Here is a 16,971-nt window from a genome sequence, read left to right on the forward strand (position 1 = left end):
CGACGGGGAGGGAGGGTCAGGCGGGGTCGTCGGCGAAGTCGGCCATGTGTACCCCGAGGCCGTGCTGGACCGCGGTGTCGAGCACGTAGGCGGCGAGGGCCGCATCGAGCGCGCCGAGGCCGAACGGCGAGAACACGGTGATGGCGTGCGGGTCGTAGGGGACCCGCTCGCGGCCGGCCAGCACCGCGCCGATCTCCGCGGTGATGAACGAGCGGTCACCCGAGCGGCGCTCTGCCAGCTCCAGCGACGTGGCGGCGCGGCACACGTGGTCGGCGTCGTCGACGACGTTGGTCGCGACGAGGATCGACTCCGGGGTGAGATCGCGCAGCGACAGGTGCAGGATCACGGTCCCCGGGCGGCAGGCCGCGGTGCCGAGGTGCGGCTCGGCGGCCGTGGTGGCCAGCGATACCAGCCGGTTCGCCGCCAGCGCCGTGTCGAGGTCGTCGTCGACGCGCACCCGCAGCCCGGGCCGGGCACGGCCGACCCGCTCGGCGAACGCGCGGGCCCGGGCCGGGTCGAGGTCGTGCAGCACGACGTCGCGCAGTTGCGGCATCCGCGCCCGCAGGAAGGTCAGCACGTCGAAGTTGATGACGCCGCAGCCGACCAGGGTGACGCCCGTGCGGACGTCGGGCGCCGCGGCCGTGGTCAGCTCGTCCGCCGCCAGCGCGGCGCTCGCCGCGGTCCGCCGGGCCGAGATGACCGCGCCCTCCAGCAGCGCGACCGGTCGGCCGTCCTCGACGGAGTTGAGCAGAATCGCCGCCGACGCCCGCTCGACGCCCCGGTCGAGGTTGCCGGGGAAGGAGGCGACCCACTTGACCGCGGCGACCGGGCGGTCGCCCCCGACGTACGCCGGCAGCGCGATGATGCGGTTGCGCGGGCTGTCGGGGAAGCGCAGGAAGACCGAGTGCGGCACCGAGGTGCGCCGCTCGGCGTGGTCGACGTACGCGGCGCGGACGGTGCGCCCGACGGCGGACTCCGCGCCGTCGAGTACCGTCCGCACGTCGCGACGGCTGAGGATCAGCACGCGGCCTGCTCCTTCCACAGGTGCCGGATGTCGCCGAACTTCTCGAACACCCACGCGTCGGAATAGATCGTGTCCAGGTAGCGCTCGCCGCGGTCGGGCAGGATCAGCGCGCAGTTGGCGTCCTCGGGCAGGCGCGGCAGCCACTGCGTGACGGCGCTGACGACCGCGCCCGACGAGCCGCCGCTGAGGATCGCCTCGGTGCCGACCAGCCGGCGGCACCCGACCACGCAGTCCTGGTCGGACACCCGCGTCACCGAGTCGGCGATGCCGTCGTAGTACAGCGCCGAGCGGATCGCCGCGCCGTGGCCCGGGATGAGCCGTCGGCACGGGGCGGCGCCGAAGATCGCGCTGCCCTCCGCGTCGACCGCCACCACCCGGGTGCGCAGGCCGTGCTCGGCGATGTACCGCATGCAGCCGTGGATCGTGCCGCACGACCCGGTCGCGACGAACAGGTAGTCGACCCGCCCGTCGAGCGCCTCGCTGATCTCCCGCATGACGGTCTCCTGGGCGCGGGCGTTGAGCAGGTTCGCGTACTGGTTGGGCCAGTAGGCGTCCGGCACGGTCAGCACGAGCTCACGCACCCGCTTGATGCGCGCCGACAGGTAGTCGCCGAGGTCGTTGTCCGGCTCGGTCACCGTGTCCAGCTCCGCGCCGTAGGCGGTCAGGATCCCGATGTTCTGCGCGGTCGTCTTGGGGTCGATGACGCATATGAACCGCAGGTCGTACCAGCGGCACACCTGCGCCAGGCCGATGCCCAGGTTGCCGGAGCTGGACTCCACGACCGTCGAACGGCCGGGGACCAGCTCCCCGCTGGCGATCGCGCCCTGGACCATGCCGATGGCGGCGCGGTCCTTCATGCTGCCGCCGGGGTTGAGCGACTCGAGCTTCGCGTACAGCCGCGCCGACGGGCCCGGGCTGAGCCGTTCCAGCCGCACCAGCGGGGTTCGACCGACGGCGCCGAGGACGCCGGCGACCGGGCCCGGCGCGCCGACCGGCTCAGGCTGGGGCAGAGGAGTCCCCAGCCGCGAGGGCGGACGCACGCTTCTCCTCCTCGTCCTCGGCTGAGATGATCAGGATGAACTCCGCGAGGTCGCGGAAGCTCTCGCCCTCGAAGTGCTCCATCTTCTCGAGCAGCTTCATCTCCAGGGAGTTCTCGAGCTCCAGCAGGACCTGGACCATCGAGAAGGAGTCGAGCTCGCGCAGGTTGCCCGGTTCGGGCACGTCCGGCTGCTCCGCGCAAATGGTGTGTGCGGTGGTCCGGACGATTTCCTCGATCTTGTCGACGAGGGCCGGATCGATTTGTTCGGCAAGTGCTCGGTTGACCATTGTCCCGTCATCGCCCCTTCGTTATCGCCAGCGGCGGAACACACGATGTACAGCGCGGCGACAGTATCGACGGGCTCGTTACACGGTCAATACCTTCGGGCGCTTTCCGCGGTTGGCCGGGATGGCTGTCAGTAGCAGCTCAGGACCGCCCTCATGTCCCGCCGGCAGGACGCCGCGCGGCGGGCGGGCACGGGCGCGGAAAATGCGTGGAGAATTGCCACGCGTTGACGGCTCACGATGTCGCGGTTAGCCTCCGTCGCAGCTATTGCCGGCACATTGTCGAAGCGGTCGGCGCCATGCGCGAAGAAACGCGCCCGACCGTTCGGCGCGCACTTGTCGAGCCGAAACGAGGACCACGAACATGCTGTTTCCGCACACCGAATCGCGTCACGTCACGCTGCGGCCGGCGGCCGTCGCCGACGCACCGCTCGTCTACGGGGTCCTGCTGCGGCTCGGCCACGCCGGCCTGCCGATGCTCGACACCTTCGTCGACCAGTTCGGCCGGGGCCGGTCGGCGTGCTTCCTGGTCTACCGGCGCGACCAGCCCGGCCCCGGGGGCGAGCCCGCCGGCGACGAGCGGCTGATCGGCTTCAGTGCCCTGTCGGACCTGGCCCCGGCCGGGCATCTGCGGGCCGAGGTGAGCCTCGTCGAGGGCCAGCCGGACGAGGTGGTGACCGAGGCGCACGCGCTCACGACCAACTTCGCGTTCGCGATGTGGCGCACCCGGAAGGTGTACTTCCACACGGTCGACCCGGCGCCGTCGGCGATCGGCTTCGGTGCCGACCGCTCGGCGATGGTGCGCGCCGAGGCGGTCCTGCCCGGTCACACGTTCTTCCACGGCCGGCTCTGGGACGTCCACGTCCTCGCCGTGTACCGCGAGGAGTGGGACACCGTCGGCGCGGACCTGCTCAAGCAGCTGGTCTGACGTGAACCGCTCCCGCACGGCCGCCCGCGCTACATCTCGGAGGTGATCAGCCGTCATGACTCTGTACGTCTGGGGCTATCTGGCGGAGTACGAACAGGAACGCGACGACCTCCTCGACGCGGTCGACTCGGTGTTCCGCTCCGGCAAGCTCGTCCTCGGCCCGAGCGTCAAGGCGTTCGAGGAGGAGTTCGCCGCGTACCACGGCGTCGCGCACGGCGTCGGCGTCGACAACGGCACCAACGCCATCGTCCTCGGCCTGCGGGCGCTCGGCGTCGGCCGCGGCGACGAGGTCATCACGGTGTCGAACACCGCGGCACCGACGGTACTGGCGATCGACGCGGTCGGCGCGACCCCGGTCTTCGTCGACATCCACGCCGACGACTTCCTCATGGACGTCGAGCAGGTCGAGGCGGCGATCACCGAACGGACCCGCTGCATCCTGCCCGTGCATCTGTACGGTCAGTGCGTCGACATGGCACCGCTGGAGGCGGTGGCGGCGCGGCACAACCTGCCGATCCTGGAGGACTGCGCGCAGGCCCACGGCGCCCGCCACCACGGCCGGATCGCCGGCTCGATGGGCAAGGCGGCCGCGTTCTCCTTCTACCCGACCAAGGTGCTCGGCGCCTACGGCGACGGCGGTGCCACCCTCACCGGCGACGACGACGTCGAGGCGAACCTGCGCCGGCTGCGCTACTACGGCATGGAGAGCCAGTACTACGTGGTCTCCACGCCCGGCTACAACAGTCGCCTGGACGAGGCGCAGGCCGAGATCCTGCGCCGCAAGCTGCGGCGGCTGCCCGACTACATCGCGGCCCGGCAGCGCGTCGCCGCCCGCTACGCCGAGGCGTTCGCCGGCACCGACCTCGTCACGCCGGTCGTGTCGCCCGGCAACGAGCACGTCTACTACGTCTACGTGGTCCGGCACCCGAAGCGGGACCAGATCATCGAGGCGCTGCGCCCGCACGACATCCACCTCAACATCAGCTATCCCTGGCCGGTGCACACCCAGTCCGGCTTCGCGCATCTGGGGTACGCGAAGGGCTCCCTGCCGGTGACCGAGGCCGTGGCCGACGAGATCTTCTCGCTGCCGATGTTCCCGTCGCTGTCCGAGGCGCAGCAGGAGCGGACCATCGACGTCCTCAACGGCGTGCTCAACCGGCTCTGACCGGCCGGTCCTACCCGCACCCGGCTTCCGACCGAACATCCCATGCCGTCCGGCGGCGCCCTCCCCGCGCCGCCGGACGCGCGCAGCGACGGAAGGATTCGCCTGTCATGACGAGACTCGTGGACGCCGGCGTCGACGCCGGCGCGCTCATGCCGCTCGCGGAGTTCCACGCCTGGTGGGCCGGGCTGGCGACGGCCGGGCGGTTCAGCGTCGAGCGGATCCCGTTCAGCGCGCTCGACGCCTGGCAGTTCGACAAGCAGACCGGCAACCTGGGCCATGCCAGCGGGCGGTTCTTCACCGTGGAGGGGCTGCGAGTCCGCGAAGGCGGGGCCGACACGTGGTCCCAGCCGATCATCAACCAGCCCGAGATCGGTATTCTCGGCATCGTCGTCAAGCAGTTCAACGGCGTGCTGCACTGCCTCATGCAGGCGAAGATGGAGCCGGGCAACGCCAACACCCTGCAGCTGTCGCCGACGGTGCAGGCGACCCGCAGCAACTACACGCAGGTCCACCGCGGCGACCGCACCCGCTACCTGGAGCACTTCGTCGGGCCCGGCCGCGGGCAGGTCGTCGTCGACGTGCTGCAGTCGGAGCAGGGCGCCTGGTTCTGGCGCAAGCGCAACCGCAACATCGTCGTGCTGGTGACCGGCGAGGTGCCGGTCCACGAGGGGTACTGCTGGCTCACCCTGGCCCAGATCCGCGCGCTCATGCGGATCGACAACCTGGTCAACATGGACGCCCGGACCGTGCTGTCGTGCATGTCGTTCGACCTGCCGGACGAGGGTGACACCACCGGCGACGACGAGTTCCGCGACGCGTTGGTGCGCTCGTACCAGTACGGCGCGGGCGGTGCCGGCGCGACGCGCACCGCCGGCGACATCCTCAGCTGGTTCACCGAGGCCAAGACCCGCTGCGACTGGACCGCCCGGCTCATCCCGCTCGGCGACGTCGCCGACTGGAAGCGCACCGACGAGGAGATCGCGGACCGGGACGGCCGCCATTTCCGCATCATCGCGGTGGACGTCACGGCCGGCACCCGCGAGGTGCGGCGCTGGAGTCAGCCGCTGCTGCACCCCCGCGGCGAGGGCCGGGCCGAACTCGCCGTGCGCCCGATCGACGGGGTGCTGCACGTGCTGGTCCAGGCGCGCGCGGAGTACGGCCTCATGGACATGGTCGAGATGGCGCCGACGATGCACGAACTGCCGGGCGCGCAGCCGGCCGACGGCGAGACGTTCGGCGCCGGCCTGCTGGCGGCGCCGGGGGCGCGCACCCGCTTCGACACGCTGCTGTCGGAGGAGGGCGGGCGTTTCTACCATGCCCTCACCCGCTACCGGATCGTCGAGGTCGGGGCCGGCGCGCCGCTCGAGGTGCCGCCGAACTACCGCTGGATGACCGTCCGGCAGATCATGGACCTGCTCCGCCACGGCCACTACCTCAACATCGAGGCCCGCAGCCTCCTGGCCTGCCTGCACAGCCTGTGCTGATTGGATGTGTTGCTCACCATGAAGGTCACTGAAATGTCCGTCCGGGACGCCTACTGCATCACCCCGGACAAGCACCTGGACCGGCGCGGGTTCTTCTACGAGGCGTTCCGCGCCGAGGAACTGACCGAGGTGATCGGCTACCCGTTCGTGGTCGGCCAGCAGAACTACTCGCTCAGCCGGCGCAACACCATGCGCGGCATCCACGGTACGACCGTGCCCCCCGGCCAGGCCAAGCTGGTGACCTGCGTGCGCGGCGCGGTGCTCGACGTCGTGGTCGACCTGCGGGTCGGCTCGCCGACGTTCGGCATGATGGAGACCACCCGCCAGGACGAGGAGTCCGGCCTCGCCGTGTACCTCGCCGACGGCCTGGGCCACGCCTTCCTCGCGCTCACCGACGACGCCTGCATGAGCTACCTGTGTTCCGAGTCGTACGTGCCGGGCACGATGATCGAGATCAACCCGCTGGACCCCGAGATCGGCATCCCGTGGCCGCTGGACGGCCCGCCGGTGATGTCCGACAAGGACGCCGCGGCCCCGACGCTCGCCGAGGCGGCGGCGGCCGGCCGGTTGCCCACATATGAGCAGTGCCTGGCTCACTATCGTGCCCTCAGGGCCGGCGGCGTTCCGTCCTGAGCGGACCCGCCCCCCACCCGACCGCGTCCCTGACCGGACCGTTGCCGAGCGGAGCTCCTGCGATGATTTCAGCCAGCACGACCGACCGGCTGCGGATGGGCGTCTTGGGCTGCGCCGACATCGCGTGGCGCCGCACGCTGCCGGCGATGGCCGCCGACCCGCTCACCGAGGTCGTGGCCGTCGCGAGCCGCGAGCCGGCGAAGGCGGCCCGCTTCGCCGCCCGCCACGGCGGGGAGCCGGTGACCGGCTACGCCGCGCTGCTGGAGCGCGACGACGTGGACGCCGTCTACATCCCGCTGCCCGCGCTCATGCACGCCGAGTGGATCGAGCGGGCGCTGCTGGCCGGCAAGCACGTGCTCGTCGAGAAGCCGATGACCGGCGGCCACGCCGAGACCCGCCGCCTGCTGGCGCTGGCCCGCGAGCGGGGCCTGGTGCTGCTGGAGAACTTCATGTTCCTGTTCCACTCCCAGCACTCCGCCGTGCGCAAGCTCGTCGCCGACGGTGCCATCGGCGAACTGCGCGGCTTCGGCAGCGCCTTCACCATCCCCCCGAAGCCGCCGGGCGACATCCGCTACCTGCCGGCGGTCGGCGGCGGCGCCTTCCTCGACTTCGGCGGCTATCCGGTGCGGGCCGCGCTGCACTTCCTCGGCAGCGACCTCGACGTCGTCGGCGCGGTGTTCCGCCGCGACCGTACGTCGGGGTCCGTGCTCTCCGGCAGCGTGCTGCTGTGCACGCCCGACGGGGTGCCGGCCGAGCTGACGTTCGGCATGGAGCACTCGTACCGCAACAGCTACCACCTCGCCGGCAGCACCGGCCGGCTGCTGCTCGACCGGGTGTTCACGCCGCCGGAGAGTCACCAGCCGGTGCTGCGGGTGGTGCGGCAGGACCACCGCGAGGAGTTCGTGCTCCCGGCCGACCACCAGTTCGCCAACGTGGTCGGGGCGTTCGCCCAGGCCGTGCTCGCCGGCGGTGATCTGCGGGCCCACGACGAGGGCACGATACGGCAGGCCGACCTCATGGAGCGCGTCACCGCGGCGGCCCGGGTCGTCACGGTCTGACCCGGCCCGCCGCCCGGCCGGCCCCGGCCGGCCCCCGTCGGCGGTCAGGCCGTCGGCGGGTCCCAGGCGATGGGCAGGTGGTCGAAGCCGTGCAGGATGGCGGCCGGCACGCGCCGCGGCGCCCCGGCGGCGCGCAGGCCCGGCAGCCGGTCCAGCAGCGCGCCGACCAGGACGGTCGCTTCCAGGCGGGCCAGCGGCGCGCCCAGGCAGTAGTGGGCGCCGTGGCCGAACGAGGAGTGCCGGCGCAGCGCCGCCGGGTCGCGCCTGACGTCGAAGCGGTGCGGGTCGGGCCAGGCGACCGGGTCACGGTTCGCCGCCGCGAACATCACCAGGAGCTTCGCCCGGTCCGGCAGGTCGACGCCGGCGAGCCGCTGTGCGCCGGCCGAAGTGCGGAACAGCCCGAGCAGCGGCGTGTCGACCCGGAGGCTCTCCTCGACCGCGGCCGGCAGCAGCGACGGGTCGGCGCGCACGCCGGCAAGCTGGTCCGGGTCGCCGAGCAGCCGGTGCACCAGGTTGCCGACGAGCATGACCGTGGTCGAGCTGCCCGCCACGAGCAGGAACTGGCAGAACGCCAGCAGTTGCGGGTGGCTCAGCGCCCGCCCGCCGGGCCGCGCCGTCATCAGGTGCGTGAGCAGGTCGTCCGGGGCGGGTAGGCCGCGCTCGAGGTCGCGCCGGCGGCGCTGCAGGTGCGGGTGGAAGTGCTCGTAGAAGGCGCGGTAGGCATCGACGATCCGCCGGTCGAGCGACCCGGCCGGGTACAGCAGGCCCTCGCCCAGCTTGAGGACCCAGGACCAGTACCTCGGGATGTCGTCGGCGTGCAGGCCGAGCAGCCCGCACACCATCCGCAGCGACAGCGGCGCCGCGAGGTCGGTGACGAGGTCGGCCCGGCCGTGCGGGGCGATGTCGCCGACCAGGCGGTCGACGAGCTCGCGGACGGGGCGCTCCAGCGCGGCGATCGCGGCCGGGCGGAACGCCGGCGCGAGCAGTGCCCGCTGCGCCGTGTGGTCCGGCGGGTCGCTGGCCACCAGCACGCCGCCCGGCTGCGCGTAGGCCAGGCCCGGTCCGAAGCGGGACGGGAAGGCGTCGTGGTCGCGCAGCACCGCCCGGACCTCCGGCGCGCCGAGCACCGCGTGAAACGGCGCGGGGCCGGCGACGGGGCACACGCCCCCGCCGCGGCCCCGCAGCGCGTCGAGGGCCGCCACCGGTTCAGGCGGCGGCCCTCCGCCGGGCTCATTCATAGCCGTACTGCTCCAGCAGGTCACCGAACTGCTCGCGGAACCGGGCCAGGTTGCGGGCGGTGAAGTGCTCCCGCCAACCGCCGCTACGGCCCTTGTAGAAGCTCCACGAGTCGGGGTTGTAGACGCGGTCGGCCACCGCCTCCGCGTCGAGGTCGGCGTCGAGGTGCCGCAGCACCCGGTCGACCGCCTCGACCTGCCGCGCCCGGGAGCCGCCGCCCTGCGGGCCGACGAGATCCTCGTAGCGCACCGTGCACACGTTGGGGTGGTTGAGCAGCCACAGGGCCTTGCGGAACTGGTCGTGGGCGAGGAACGACGGGTCGCGCAGCGCGTAGTCGATCTTCTCCTCCCAGGTCGGCTTGCTGGCCAGGATGGTGGAGAAGATGTCGGCCTCGTAGAAGTTGCCGTAGCCCGCGCGGGTGCGCCCCTCCAAGAAGTTGATCATCGACACGACGACGTCACGGGGATCGCGGTAGTTGAGCACCAGCGGCGGGGTTCCCGACTCCACCCACTCGCTGAGGAAGCTGCCGTCGACGCGGTGGATGTCGAGCTCGTGGAAGATCCAGCACAGCCCGGGCGGGGTGTCGGCGAAGCGGCTGTACGGCAGGTACGGGTTGGTGGTCGTCCGCGCGGCGACGTCGAGCCGGCTCTGCCCGTAGCGGTTGACGACCTGCTGGCCGAGCCGCTGATGCCAGTGCCAGACGAGCGCCGACCAGGCGTCCTGTGCGCGCTCGGCGAACGCCTCGGTCCCGCGCAGCTCCACCAGCTCGTCGTGGTCCTCCTTGGACAGCACCAGTCCGGCGATCCGCAGCAGCTGCTCGTCGTCGAAGTCGGGGCCGCTGTGCGGCGCCGGGCGCGGCACGCCGACGATGCGGTACCCGAGGCCCAGCATCAGCTCCTGCATCAGGTGCGTGCCGGACTTCTGGAACGAGATCACCATGGCGCGTTCGGCGCGGTTCATCGCCGGGCCCCCTTGTCGTCGGCGCGGCGGTACAGGACGTTGTCGGCCCACACGGTGTCGGCGCCGTCCCAGCGCAGCGCCGAGTGGACGTCGGGGAACGGGCCGCGGCCGGGCAGGCGGGCCTCGGCGACGCCGAGCACCGGCACGCCCCCTGACCACTTGCGGTACTCCCGCAGCAGGATGGTGAGGGTGCGGTCGCTGTCCGGGTCGACCGTCTGCACCCGGACCGGGCCGCCGGCCAGCCCGGGCAGGCGGTGCGCCCAGGACTGCCGCAGCGTCAGGCGGCGGGTGGCGTACGGGTCGGGCCGCCCGTCGGCGAACACCTCAGCCACGTCCTCGACCAGGCACAGCGCCGCCGCGGCCGGCTCCGCCGGCGTGCGGGTCACCGGGATCAGCAGGGACCGGGTGCCCAGCGAGTCGCGGGCCGGCTTGACCCGGCCGTGCAGGGCGACGACCGCGCGGCCGGTCCCCGCGAGCAGGCGGGCCAGCTCCTCGGGCCGGCACGGGCGGGGCAGCCAGCCGGCCGGCAGGTGCGGATGGCGGACCAGCTCCGGCCCGGCCTGCACGTGCCACTGCAGCGGGCGCAGCTTGCCGCCGGTGGCCGCCCGCAGTGCGGCAGCCCCGATCGCGGCGCACGCGGCGGCGTGGAACGGCGGCGTCCACCACTCGCCGTCCCCGTCGGCCGGCCGTTCGGTGGCCCAATCGACGGCTTCGCCGAGGGCCACCAGGCAGCGGTTGGCGGTCGCGGGCGCCTCACGGCCGCCCGCCGGCCGCATGACGCCGTCGCCGCCGAAGTGGAACCGGTGCGCCCCCACCGCGACGAGCGCCCCCTCGCCGCGCCGCGCGAACGGGCTGGTGCACCAGGCCGCGGCCGCCAGGCACTCGACCCGCTCGTAGCGCACCGCGCTGCGGGTCTTGCCGCCGATCTCCAGGTTGCCGCCGTCGCGCAGCGCCCCGCCGCCGGCGTCGGCGGCCACCGCCCACTCGTCGACGTCGTCGGGCGTGCGGGTGCCCAGCAGTCGCGGCACCATGTCCTGGTCGTCGAGGACGACGTCGTCCGGGTTGTTGTCGAGGTGCCGCACGTCCGTGTGCAGCAACAGCCGGTCGTCGCGAATCATCGCGACGCCGCCGAAGCGGCCGGGCGCGATTCCGGCAATGATCATCGGGCTCCTCCCCGTTCGAATCTCCCGCGGCTCGCCGGCGGTTTCCCGCGGATCGACGCAGCCGGTGCGGTTACCGCCGAATTCCGGCGCGACGGAAAGCGCGCACGTGGCGGGAAACACCGGCGACGGTAGCGATCGGCGTGCAGCACAGTCAATGCGTTCACAATTGCTCACGCCATTACCGCAGCGTCTCGCCAGCGGGACACATGCGCGCCCGCCGGCGCGCCGTTCGCGCAGTTCGGCCCGGGTGTGACCGGGTTTCGCGGTGCGCCGGGCCTCGGCCAGCGAGCAATGGTGCGGTACGGTCACGACCGGCCGTCACCGTTCTATGTGCGCTTGTTCGCGGAGCCGTTCACCGGTCAATGTGTCGGTCAACCGGCGTCCGGCCGCGGTCGATTCCCTCAGTCAGGAGTCTCCATGTCGAACACCACCAACTGCCGTGTGTGCAATGGCACCGTCGGCGAGTTCTTCGATTTCGGGCGGCAGCCCCTGTCCGACGCGTTCGTCGAGCCCGGCGCCGACCCGGCCCAGGAGTTCTTCTACCGCCTCGCGGTCGGTGTGTGCGGGTCCTGCGCCATGGTCCAGCTCATGGAGGAGGTGCCCCGCGACCGCATGTTCCACGAGGCGTACCCGTACCACTCGTCCGGCTCGGCGGTGATGCGGGCGCACTTCGAGGAGCTGGCCAAGCGCCTGCTCACCACCGAGCTCGCCCGCGAGGACCCGTTCGTGGTGGAGCTGGGCTGCAACGACGGCGTCATGCTCAAGGCACTGGCCGACGCCGGGGTGCGTCACCTCGGGGTGGAGCCGTCCGGCGGGGTCGCCGACGTGGCGGCGCTCAAGGGCGTGCGGGTGCGCAAGTCGTTCTTCGAGGAGCAGACCGCGCGCGAGATCCTCGCCGAGGACGGTCCGGCCGACGTCATCTACGCCGCCAACACCCTGTGCCACATCCCGTACATGGGCTCGATCCTGGCCGGCGTGAAGGCGCTGCTGCACCCCGGCGGCGTGTTCGTGTTCGAGGACCCGTACCTCGGCGACATCATCGCCCGCACCTCGTTCGACCAGATCTACGACGAGCACTTCTTCTTCTTCAGCGCGTCCTCGGTCCGCGCGATGGCGGCGGCGCACGGCCTGGAGCTGGTCGACGTCGAGCGCCTGCCGGTGCACGGCGGCGAGGTCCGCTACACGCTGGCCCACGCCGGTGCGCGCACCCCGTCGGACGCCGTGGCGGCGCTCGTCGCCGAGGAGCGGGCGGCCGCGATCGACGACCCGGCGACGCTGCGCGCGTTCGGCGAGCGGGTGCTGCGCATCCGTACCGATCTCGTCGCGCTGCTGCGCCGCCTGCGCGAGGAGGGCAGCGTCGTGGTCGGCTACGGGGCGACCGCCAAGAGCGCGACCGTCACCAACTTCTGCGGCATCGACACCGATCTGGTCGCCTACGTCTGCGACAGCACGCCGGCGAAGATCGGCCGGCTGACCCCCGGTGCCCATCTGCCGGTGCGCGAGCCGGCCGCGTTCGCCGCGCCCTACCCCGACTACGCGCTGCTGTTCGCGTGGAACCACGCCGACGAGATCATGGCCAAGGAGCAGGCATTCCGCGATGCCGGCGGCCGCTGGATCCGGTACGTCCCGGACGTTCACGTTGTCTGAGTCAGCCCCCCGCCGAGTCCCGCACCCGAGGGAGAAGCCATGATCCGATCCGTCGTCATCGTCGGTGGCGGCACCGCCGGCTGGATGACCGCGAGCTACCTCAAGGCCGCCTTCGGCAGCCGGATCGACGTCACGGTGGTCGAGTCGGCGCAGGTGTCCCGCATCGGCGTGGGCGAGGCCACGTTCAGCACCATCCGGCACTTCTTCGACTACCTCGGCCTCGACGAGGCCGACTGGCTGCCCAAGTGCGCGGGCGGCTACAAGCTCGGGATCCGGTTCCAGAACTGGCGCCGCCCCGACGAGCACTTCTACCACCCGTTCGAGCGGCTGCGGATGGTCGACGGCTTCTCGCTCGCCGAGTGGTGGCTGGCCCTGGGCGACCGCAGTGTCCCGTTCGACCGCGCCTGCTTCATCACCTCGGCGCTGTGCGAGGCGAAGCGGGCACCGCGGATGCTGGACGGCTCGCTGTTCGTCGCCGGCCTCGACGGGCCGCTCGGGCGGTCCACGCTCGCCGAGCAGCGCGCCCAGTTCCCGTACGCCTACCACTTCGACGCCGACGAGGTCGCGCGCTACCTGACGGCCCACGCGACCCGGCTCGGCGTGCGGCACGTCGTCGACAGCGTCGAGCACGTCGCGCTGGACGAGCGGGGCTGGATCGAGCACGTCGTCACGGCCGGGCACGGCCCCATCGCCGGTGACCTCTTCGTCGACTGCACCGGCTTCCGGGGCCTGCTCATCAACCAGGCCCTCGGCACGCCGTTCGAGTCGTTCCTCGACGTGCTGCCCAACAACCGCGCGGTCGCCCTCCGGGTGCCGCGCGAGGACGCCGTCGAGATGAGCCCCTACACCACGGCCACGGCGATGAACGCCGGCTGGATGTGGACGATCCCGCTGTTCCGGCGCAACGGCAACGGCTACGTGTACTCCGACCAGTTCATCGACCCGGAGGAGGCCGAGCGCGAGCTGCGCGCGGCGGTCGCCCCCGGCCGCGACGACCTGCCGGCCAACCACATCCGGATGCGCATCGGCCGCAACCGCGACTCGTGGGTCAACAACTGCGTCGCCATCGGGCTGTCCAGCGCATTCGTCGAGCCGCTCGAGTCGACCGGCATCTTCTTCATCCAGCACGGCATCGAGCAGCTCGTGCGGCACTTCCCGGACCAGCGCTGGGACCCGGCCACGATCGCCGCCTACAACGAGCGCATCGCCCGCGCGGTCGACGGCGTCAAGGAGTTCCTCGTGCTGCACTACCGGGTGGCCCGCCGCGACGACACGCCGTACTGGAAGGAGGCCAAGAACCGGCCGGCGCCCGACGGGCTGGACGAGCGGCTCGCCCTGGCCGGCTCGCGGCTGCTCGACGAGGAGACCATCTACCCCTCCTACCACGGGTTCGAGAGCTACTCGTGGAACGCGATGAACCTCGGGCTCGGGCACGTGCCGGCGGAGCCGCCGGCCGCGCTGCACCACCTGGATCCGGCCCGCGCGCGAGCGGAGTTCGACCGGCTGCGCGCCGAGGCCCGGGAGATGGTGGCCGCGCTGCCGAGCTGCTACGAGTACCTCGCCAAGCTCAACGCCTGACCGCCATGGGCAGCGCATCGATCACGGAGGAGTTCCGCGGGTTCATGAGCGCGTACTTCACCGGCGTCACGATCGTCACCAGCGTCGACGCCGGCGGGCGGCCGCACGGCCTGACCTGCAGCTCGCTCACCAGCGTCACGCTCGACCCGCCCACGCTCCTCGTCTGCCTCGACGAGCGCACCGGCACGCTGCGTGCGGTGCGCGAGCGCGGCGCCTTCGCGGTCAACCTGCTCCACGAGGGCGGCACCCCGGCGGCGCGGCTGTTCGCCTCCGCCTCCGCCTCCCGCTTCGAGCAGGTCGCGTGGCGCGCCGCGGCGACGGGCCTGCCCTGGCTCGTCGAGGACGCGTACGGCGTCGCCGAGTGCGACGTGGCCGACCTCGTGCCGGTCGGGGACCACGTCGTGGTCTTCGGGCTCGTCCGGCAGGCGGTGCTCACCGGCGGACCCGGCGGCGGCTCCGGCACGGACCGGCCGCTGCTGTACGGCCGGCGCGGCTTCGCCGCCGGGGTGGCCGGAGCCGTGCGGTGAGCCGCACCGCCTGGGGCGTGGCCGCCGGGCTGGTGGTGTTCGCCGGCGCGGCCGCCCTGTGGGGGCCGGACGCGCTGTCGCCGCGCTCCGGCGCCCCGGTCGACCCGCTGGCCCGCTTCCTGCTGGCGGTCGCCGTTGTGCTGGTCGTCAGCCACCTGTTCGGGCACCTGCTGCGCCGCTGGGGCCAGCCGGCGGTGCTCGGCGAGATCCTCGGCGGGATCGTGCTGGGCCCGTCGCTGCTGGGCCTGATGTGGCCGGGCGCGGTGGCCTGGCTGTTCCCGGCCGGCGTGCTCGACGGTCTCGGGAAGGCCGCGCAGCTGGGTCTCGTGGTCTTCATGTTCCTGCTCGGCTGTGAGCTGCGACTGGGCCGGCCGGAGCAGGACGAGGCCGGCGCCGTCCGGCCGCGCTCGGTGGCGCTGGTGACCGTCGGCGGCATGGGGCTGCCGTTCCTGGCCGGGCTCGGCCTCGCCGCGGCGGCCGGGAGCCGGCTGTCCGGCACCGGCGGCGACGGGACCGCCCACCGGCTCTTCCTCGGGCTGGCCCTCGCCGTCACGGCGCTGCCGGTGCTCGCCCGCATCCTGGTCGACCTGCGCCTGGAGCGCACCGGGGTGGGCGCGCTGTCGCTGTCGGCGGCGGCGTTCGGCGACGCCGTCGCGTGGCTGGCGCTCACCCTGATCATCGCCGGCGCCGGCGGTACCGCGGACCTCACCCACACCGCCGGTCTGGCCGTCGCGCTCGCGCTCGTCACGCTGCTGTGCGTGCGGCCGGCCCTGCGCCTGCTCGTCGATCGGGTGGAGTCCACCCAGCTGCTCACCGTCGTGCTCGTCGCGGGGGCCGTCACCTACGCCGCGCTGACCCAGCTGATCCACCTGCACCCGCTCATCGGCGCGTTCCTGTTCGGTGTGGCGGTGCCCCGCGGCCGCCCGGCGGTCGAGCGGCTCGCCGGCCAGTTGCAGGGCTTCACGCTCACCATCCTGCTGCCGCTGTTCTTCGCCGGCGTCGGGCTCACCACGTCGATCGGGCTGCTGGGCGGCGACGCGGGGCGCTGGCTGCTCTTCGCCGTCATCTGCGTCGCCGCGCAGCTGACGAAGTTCGCCGGGGCCGCCGGCGCCGCCCGGCTCGCCGGGCTGCCGGCCCGGGAGGCCGCCCAGGTGGGTGTGCTGATGAACTGCCGCGGCGTCACCGAGCTGGTGATCGCGTCCGTCGGCCTGCAGGCGGGCCTCGTCAACGAGTTCGGCTTCACCATCCTGGTCCTCATCGCGGTGCTGACCACTGCGGTCACCGGACCGCTGACCCGTCGCCTGATGCCCGGCGAGCGCCGCCGGGTACCGGCGGCCCCGGAAGAACGGACCGCAACGTGAAGGGCATCGTCCTGGCCGGGGGAAGCGGCACCCGCATGTACCCCTCGACGCTGGCCACGTCCAAGCAGCTGCTCGCCGTCTACAACAAGCCGATGATCTACTACCCGCTGTCGGTGCTGATGCTCGCCGGCATCCGGGAGATCCTGCTCATCTCGACGCCGCCCGGCGTCGCGGCGCTGCGCACGCTGCTCGGTGACGGCTCGGCGCTCGGCCTGAGCCTCAGCTACGCCGAGCAGGCCGAGCCACGCGGGATCGCCGAGGCGTTCCTCATCGGCGAGGGGCACATCGCCGGCGACGACTGCGCGCTGATCCTCGGCGACAACCTGCTCCACGGCGCCGGCTTCCCCGAGCTGCTGCGCACCACCCGCGAGCAGCTCGACGGCTGCACGCTGTTCGGCTACCCGGTGTCGGACCCGCAGCGGTACGGCGTCGGCGAGGTCGACGCCACCGGGGCGCTGGTCTCCATCGAGGAGAAGCCGCTGCGGCCGCGCTCCGACAACGCCATCACCGGCCTGTACTTCTACGACCGCGACGTGGTCGACATCGCGCGCGACATCACCCCGTCGGCGCGCGGAGAGCTGGAGATCACCGACGTCAACCTGGCCTACCTCAAGCAGGGCCGGGCCCGGCTGGAGCGGCTCGGCCGCGGCTTCACGTGGCTCGACGCCGGCACGCACGACTCGCTGCTGGCGGCCAGCCAGTACGTCCAGGTCATCGAGAACCGCCAGGGCGTGCGGGTCGCGTGCCTGGAGGAGATCGCGCTGCGCATGGGCTACATCGGCGTCGAGGACTGCTACCGGCGCGGTGCCGACATGCGCAACTCGGAGTACGGCCAGTACCTCATGGTGATCGCCCAGTCGATCGCGTGAGCGCGGAACGCGGGA

At 72.6% G+C, this 16,971-nt stretch carries 16 protein-coding genes; 10 read left to right on the forward strand and 6 right to left on the reverse strand.

The window, feature by feature from the left end:
- Positions 1–16 precede the first annotated feature (16 nt).
- Genes sbnB through ABZS66_RS20240 form a run of 3 tightly spaced genes read right to left on the reverse strand, consistent with a single transcriptional unit; the run spans position 17 to position 2,350 of the window.
- The gene (sbnB, locus tag ABZS66_RS20230; protein WP_354759738.1) at positions 17–1,024 is read right to left on the reverse strand and encodes a 2,3-diaminopropionate biosynthesis protein SbnB; all 1,008 of its coding nucleotides are present in this window, start codon (positions 1,022–1,024) and stop codon (positions 17–19) included.
- Positions 1,018–2,034: a 2,3-diaminopropionate biosynthesis protein SbnA gene (gene sbnA, locus ABZS66_RS20235; protein ID WP_354759802.1), complete on the reverse strand. Its 1,017-nt coding sequence runs from the start codon at positions 2,032–2,034 to the stop codon at positions 1,018–1,020. Before sbnA ends, sbnB begins: the two co-directional genes overlap by 7 nt.
- Positions 2,021–2,350 carry a hypothetical protein gene (locus ABZS66_RS20240; RefSeq protein WP_354759740.1) on the reverse strand — a complete coding sequence of 110 codons (330 nt, stop codon included), beginning with the start codon at positions 2,348–2,350 and terminating at the stop codon, positions 2,021–2,023. Before ABZS66_RS20240 ends, sbnA begins: the two co-directional genes overlap by 14 nt.
- Before the next feature lie 361 nt (positions 2,351–2,711).
- Here ABZS66_RS20240 and ABZS66_RS20245 point away from each other — a divergent pair, with 361 nt between their 5' ends.
- The 5 genes from ABZS66_RS20245 to ABZS66_RS20265 all read left to right on the forward strand — a co-directional run bounded on the left by ABZS66_RS20245 (position 2,712) and on the right by ABZS66_RS20265 (position 7,615).
- The gene (locus tag ABZS66_RS20245; RefSeq protein WP_354759742.1) at positions 2,712–3,275 is read left to right on the forward strand and encodes a GNAT family protein; all 564 of its coding nucleotides are present in this window, start codon (positions 2,712–2,714) and stop codon (positions 3,273–3,275) included.
- Between the two features lie 55 nt (positions 3,276–3,330).
- Positions 3,331–4,440 (forward strand): DegT/DnrJ/EryC1/StrS family aminotransferase, encoded by a 1,110-nt coding sequence (locus tag ABZS66_RS20250; RefSeq protein WP_354759744.1) that lies wholly within the window; start codon positions 3,331–3,333, stop codon positions 4,438–4,440.
- 107 nt (positions 4,441–4,547) lie between these two features.
- On the forward strand, positions 4,548–5,924 hold the full coding sequence (locus ABZS66_RS20255; RefSeq protein WP_354759746.1) for an NDP-hexose 2,3-dehydratase family protein: 1,377 nt from the start codon (positions 4,548–4,550) through the stop codon (positions 5,922–5,924).
- Between the two features lie 33 nt (positions 5,925–5,957).
- Positions 5,958–6,557, forward strand: coding sequence for a dTDP-4-dehydrorhamnose 3,5-epimerase (gene rfbC / locus ABZS66_RS20260; protein ID WP_354759748.1), 600 nt, complete (start codon positions 5,958–5,960; stop codon positions 6,555–6,557).
- Between the two features lie 62 nt (positions 6,558–6,619).
- On the forward strand, positions 6,620–7,615 hold the full coding sequence (locus ABZS66_RS20265) for a Gfo/Idh/MocA family oxidoreductase (protein WP_354759750.1): 996 nt from the start codon (positions 6,620–6,622) through the stop codon (positions 7,613–7,615).
- Between the two features lie 44 nt (positions 7,616–7,659).
- Here ABZS66_RS20265 and ABZS66_RS20270 read toward each other — a convergent pair whose 3' ends face one another.
- Genes ABZS66_RS20270 through ABZS66_RS20280 form a run of 3 tightly spaced genes read right to left on the reverse strand, consistent with a single transcriptional unit; the run spans position 7,660 to position 10,974 of the window.
- On the reverse strand, positions 7,660–8,853 hold the full coding sequence (locus ABZS66_RS20270; protein WP_354759752.1) for a cytochrome P450: 1,194 nt from the start codon (positions 8,851–8,853) through the stop codon (positions 7,660–7,662).
- Positions 8,846–9,811 (reverse strand): hypothetical protein, encoded by a 966-nt coding sequence (locus ABZS66_RS20275; protein WP_354759754.1) that lies wholly within the window; start codon positions 9,809–9,811, stop codon positions 8,846–8,848. The genes ABZS66_RS20270 and ABZS66_RS20275 overlap by 8 nt, the downstream gene beginning before the upstream one ends.
- Entirely contained in the window at positions 9,808–10,974 is a 1,167-nt protein-coding gene (locus tag ABZS66_RS20280; RefSeq protein WP_354759756.1) for a hypothetical protein, read from the reverse strand. Before ABZS66_RS20280 ends, ABZS66_RS20275 begins: the two co-directional genes overlap by 4 nt.
- A gap of 417 nt (positions 10,975–11,391) precedes the next feature.
- Here ABZS66_RS20280 and ABZS66_RS20285 point away from each other — a divergent pair, with 417 nt between their 5' ends.
- From ABZS66_RS20285 to rfbA, 5 genes are read left to right on the forward strand one after another with little or no spacing between them, the layout of a single operon-like run.
- On the forward strand, positions 11,392–12,621 hold the full coding sequence (locus ABZS66_RS20285) for a class I SAM-dependent methyltransferase (protein ID WP_354759758.1): 1,230 nt from the start codon (positions 11,392–11,394) through the stop codon (positions 12,619–12,621).
- Positions 12,622–12,660: 39 nt separating this feature from the next.
- Complete coding sequence (locus tag ABZS66_RS20290; RefSeq protein ID WP_354759760.1) at positions 12,661–14,199, forward strand: tryptophan halogenase family protein; 1,539 nt, start codon at positions 12,661–12,663, stop codon at positions 14,197–14,199.
- Positions 14,200–14,204: 5 nt separating this feature from the next.
- Positions 14,205–14,726 (forward strand): flavin reductase family protein, encoded by a 522-nt coding sequence (locus ABZS66_RS20295; RefSeq protein ID WP_354759762.1) that lies wholly within the window; start codon positions 14,205–14,207, stop codon positions 14,724–14,726.
- A complete protein-coding gene (locus tag ABZS66_RS20300; RefSeq protein WP_354759764.1) occupies positions 14,723–16,087 on the forward strand; it encodes a cation:proton antiporter in 1,365 nt (454 codons plus the stop codon). Before ABZS66_RS20295 ends, ABZS66_RS20300 begins: the two co-directional genes overlap by 4 nt.
- On the forward strand, positions 16,084–16,956 hold the full coding sequence (gene rfbA / locus ABZS66_RS20305; RefSeq protein ID WP_354759766.1) for a glucose-1-phosphate thymidylyltransferase RfbA: 873 nt from the start codon (positions 16,084–16,086) through the stop codon (positions 16,954–16,956). The genes ABZS66_RS20300 and rfbA overlap by 4 nt, the downstream gene beginning before the upstream one ends.
- The last annotated feature ends 15 nt before the right edge of the window (positions 16,957–16,971 follow it).

The organism is Dactylosporangium sp. NPDC005572, from assembly GCF_040605515.1.
GTDB lineage: Bacteria > Actinomycetota > Actinomycetes > Mycobacteriales > Micromonosporaceae > Dactylosporangium.

Bases quoted from the DNA above. Each gene is read 5' to 3' on its own strand.
- ABZS66_RS20245 (WP_354759742.1), top strand. From the start codon at position 2,712: ATGCTGTTTCCGCACACCGAATCGCGTCACGTCACGCTGCGGCCGGCG.
- ABZS66_RS20280 (WP_354759756.1), bottom strand. From the start codon at position 10,974: ATGATCATTGCCGGAATCGCGCCCGGCCGCTTCGGCGGCGTCGCGATG.
- ABZS66_RS20285 (WP_354759758.1), top strand. From the start codon at position 11,392: ATGTCGAACACCACCAACTGCCGTGTGTGCAATGGCACCGTCGGCGAG.
- ABZS66_RS20240 (WP_354759740.1), bottom strand. From the start codon at position 2,350: ATGGTCAACCGAGCACTTGCCGAACAAATCGATCCGGCCCTCGTCGAC.
- ABZS66_RS20265 (WP_354759750.1), top strand. From the start codon at position 6,620: ATGATTTCAGCCAGCACGACCGACCGGCTGCGGATGGGCGTCTTGGGC.
- ABZS66_RS20275 (WP_354759754.1), bottom strand. From the start codon at position 9,811: ATGAACCGCGCCGAACGCGCCATGGTGATCTCGTTCCAGAAGTCCGGC.
- ABZS66_RS20295 (WP_354759762.1), top strand. From the start codon at position 14,205: ATGGGCAGCGCATCGATCACGGAGGAGTTCCGCGGGTTCATGAGCGCG.
- ABZS66_RS20255 (WP_354759746.1), top strand. From the start codon at position 4,548: ATGACGAGACTCGTGGACGCCGGCGTCGACGCCGGCGCGCTCATGCCG.
- ABZS66_RS20250 (WP_354759744.1), top strand. From the start codon at position 3,331: ATGACTCTGTACGTCTGGGGCTATCTGGCGGAGTACGAACAGGAACGC.
- ABZS66_RS20270 (WP_354759752.1), bottom strand. From the start codon at position 8,853: ATGAATGAGCCCGGCGGAGGGCCGCCGCCTGAACCGGTGGCGGCCCTC.
- rfbC (WP_354759748.1), top strand. From the start codon at position 5,958: ATGTCCGTCCGGGACGCCTACTGCATCACCCCGGACAAGCACCTGGAC.
- ABZS66_RS20290 (WP_354759760.1), top strand. From the start codon at position 12,661: ATGATCCGATCCGTCGTCATCGTCGGTGGCGGCACCGCCGGCTGGATG.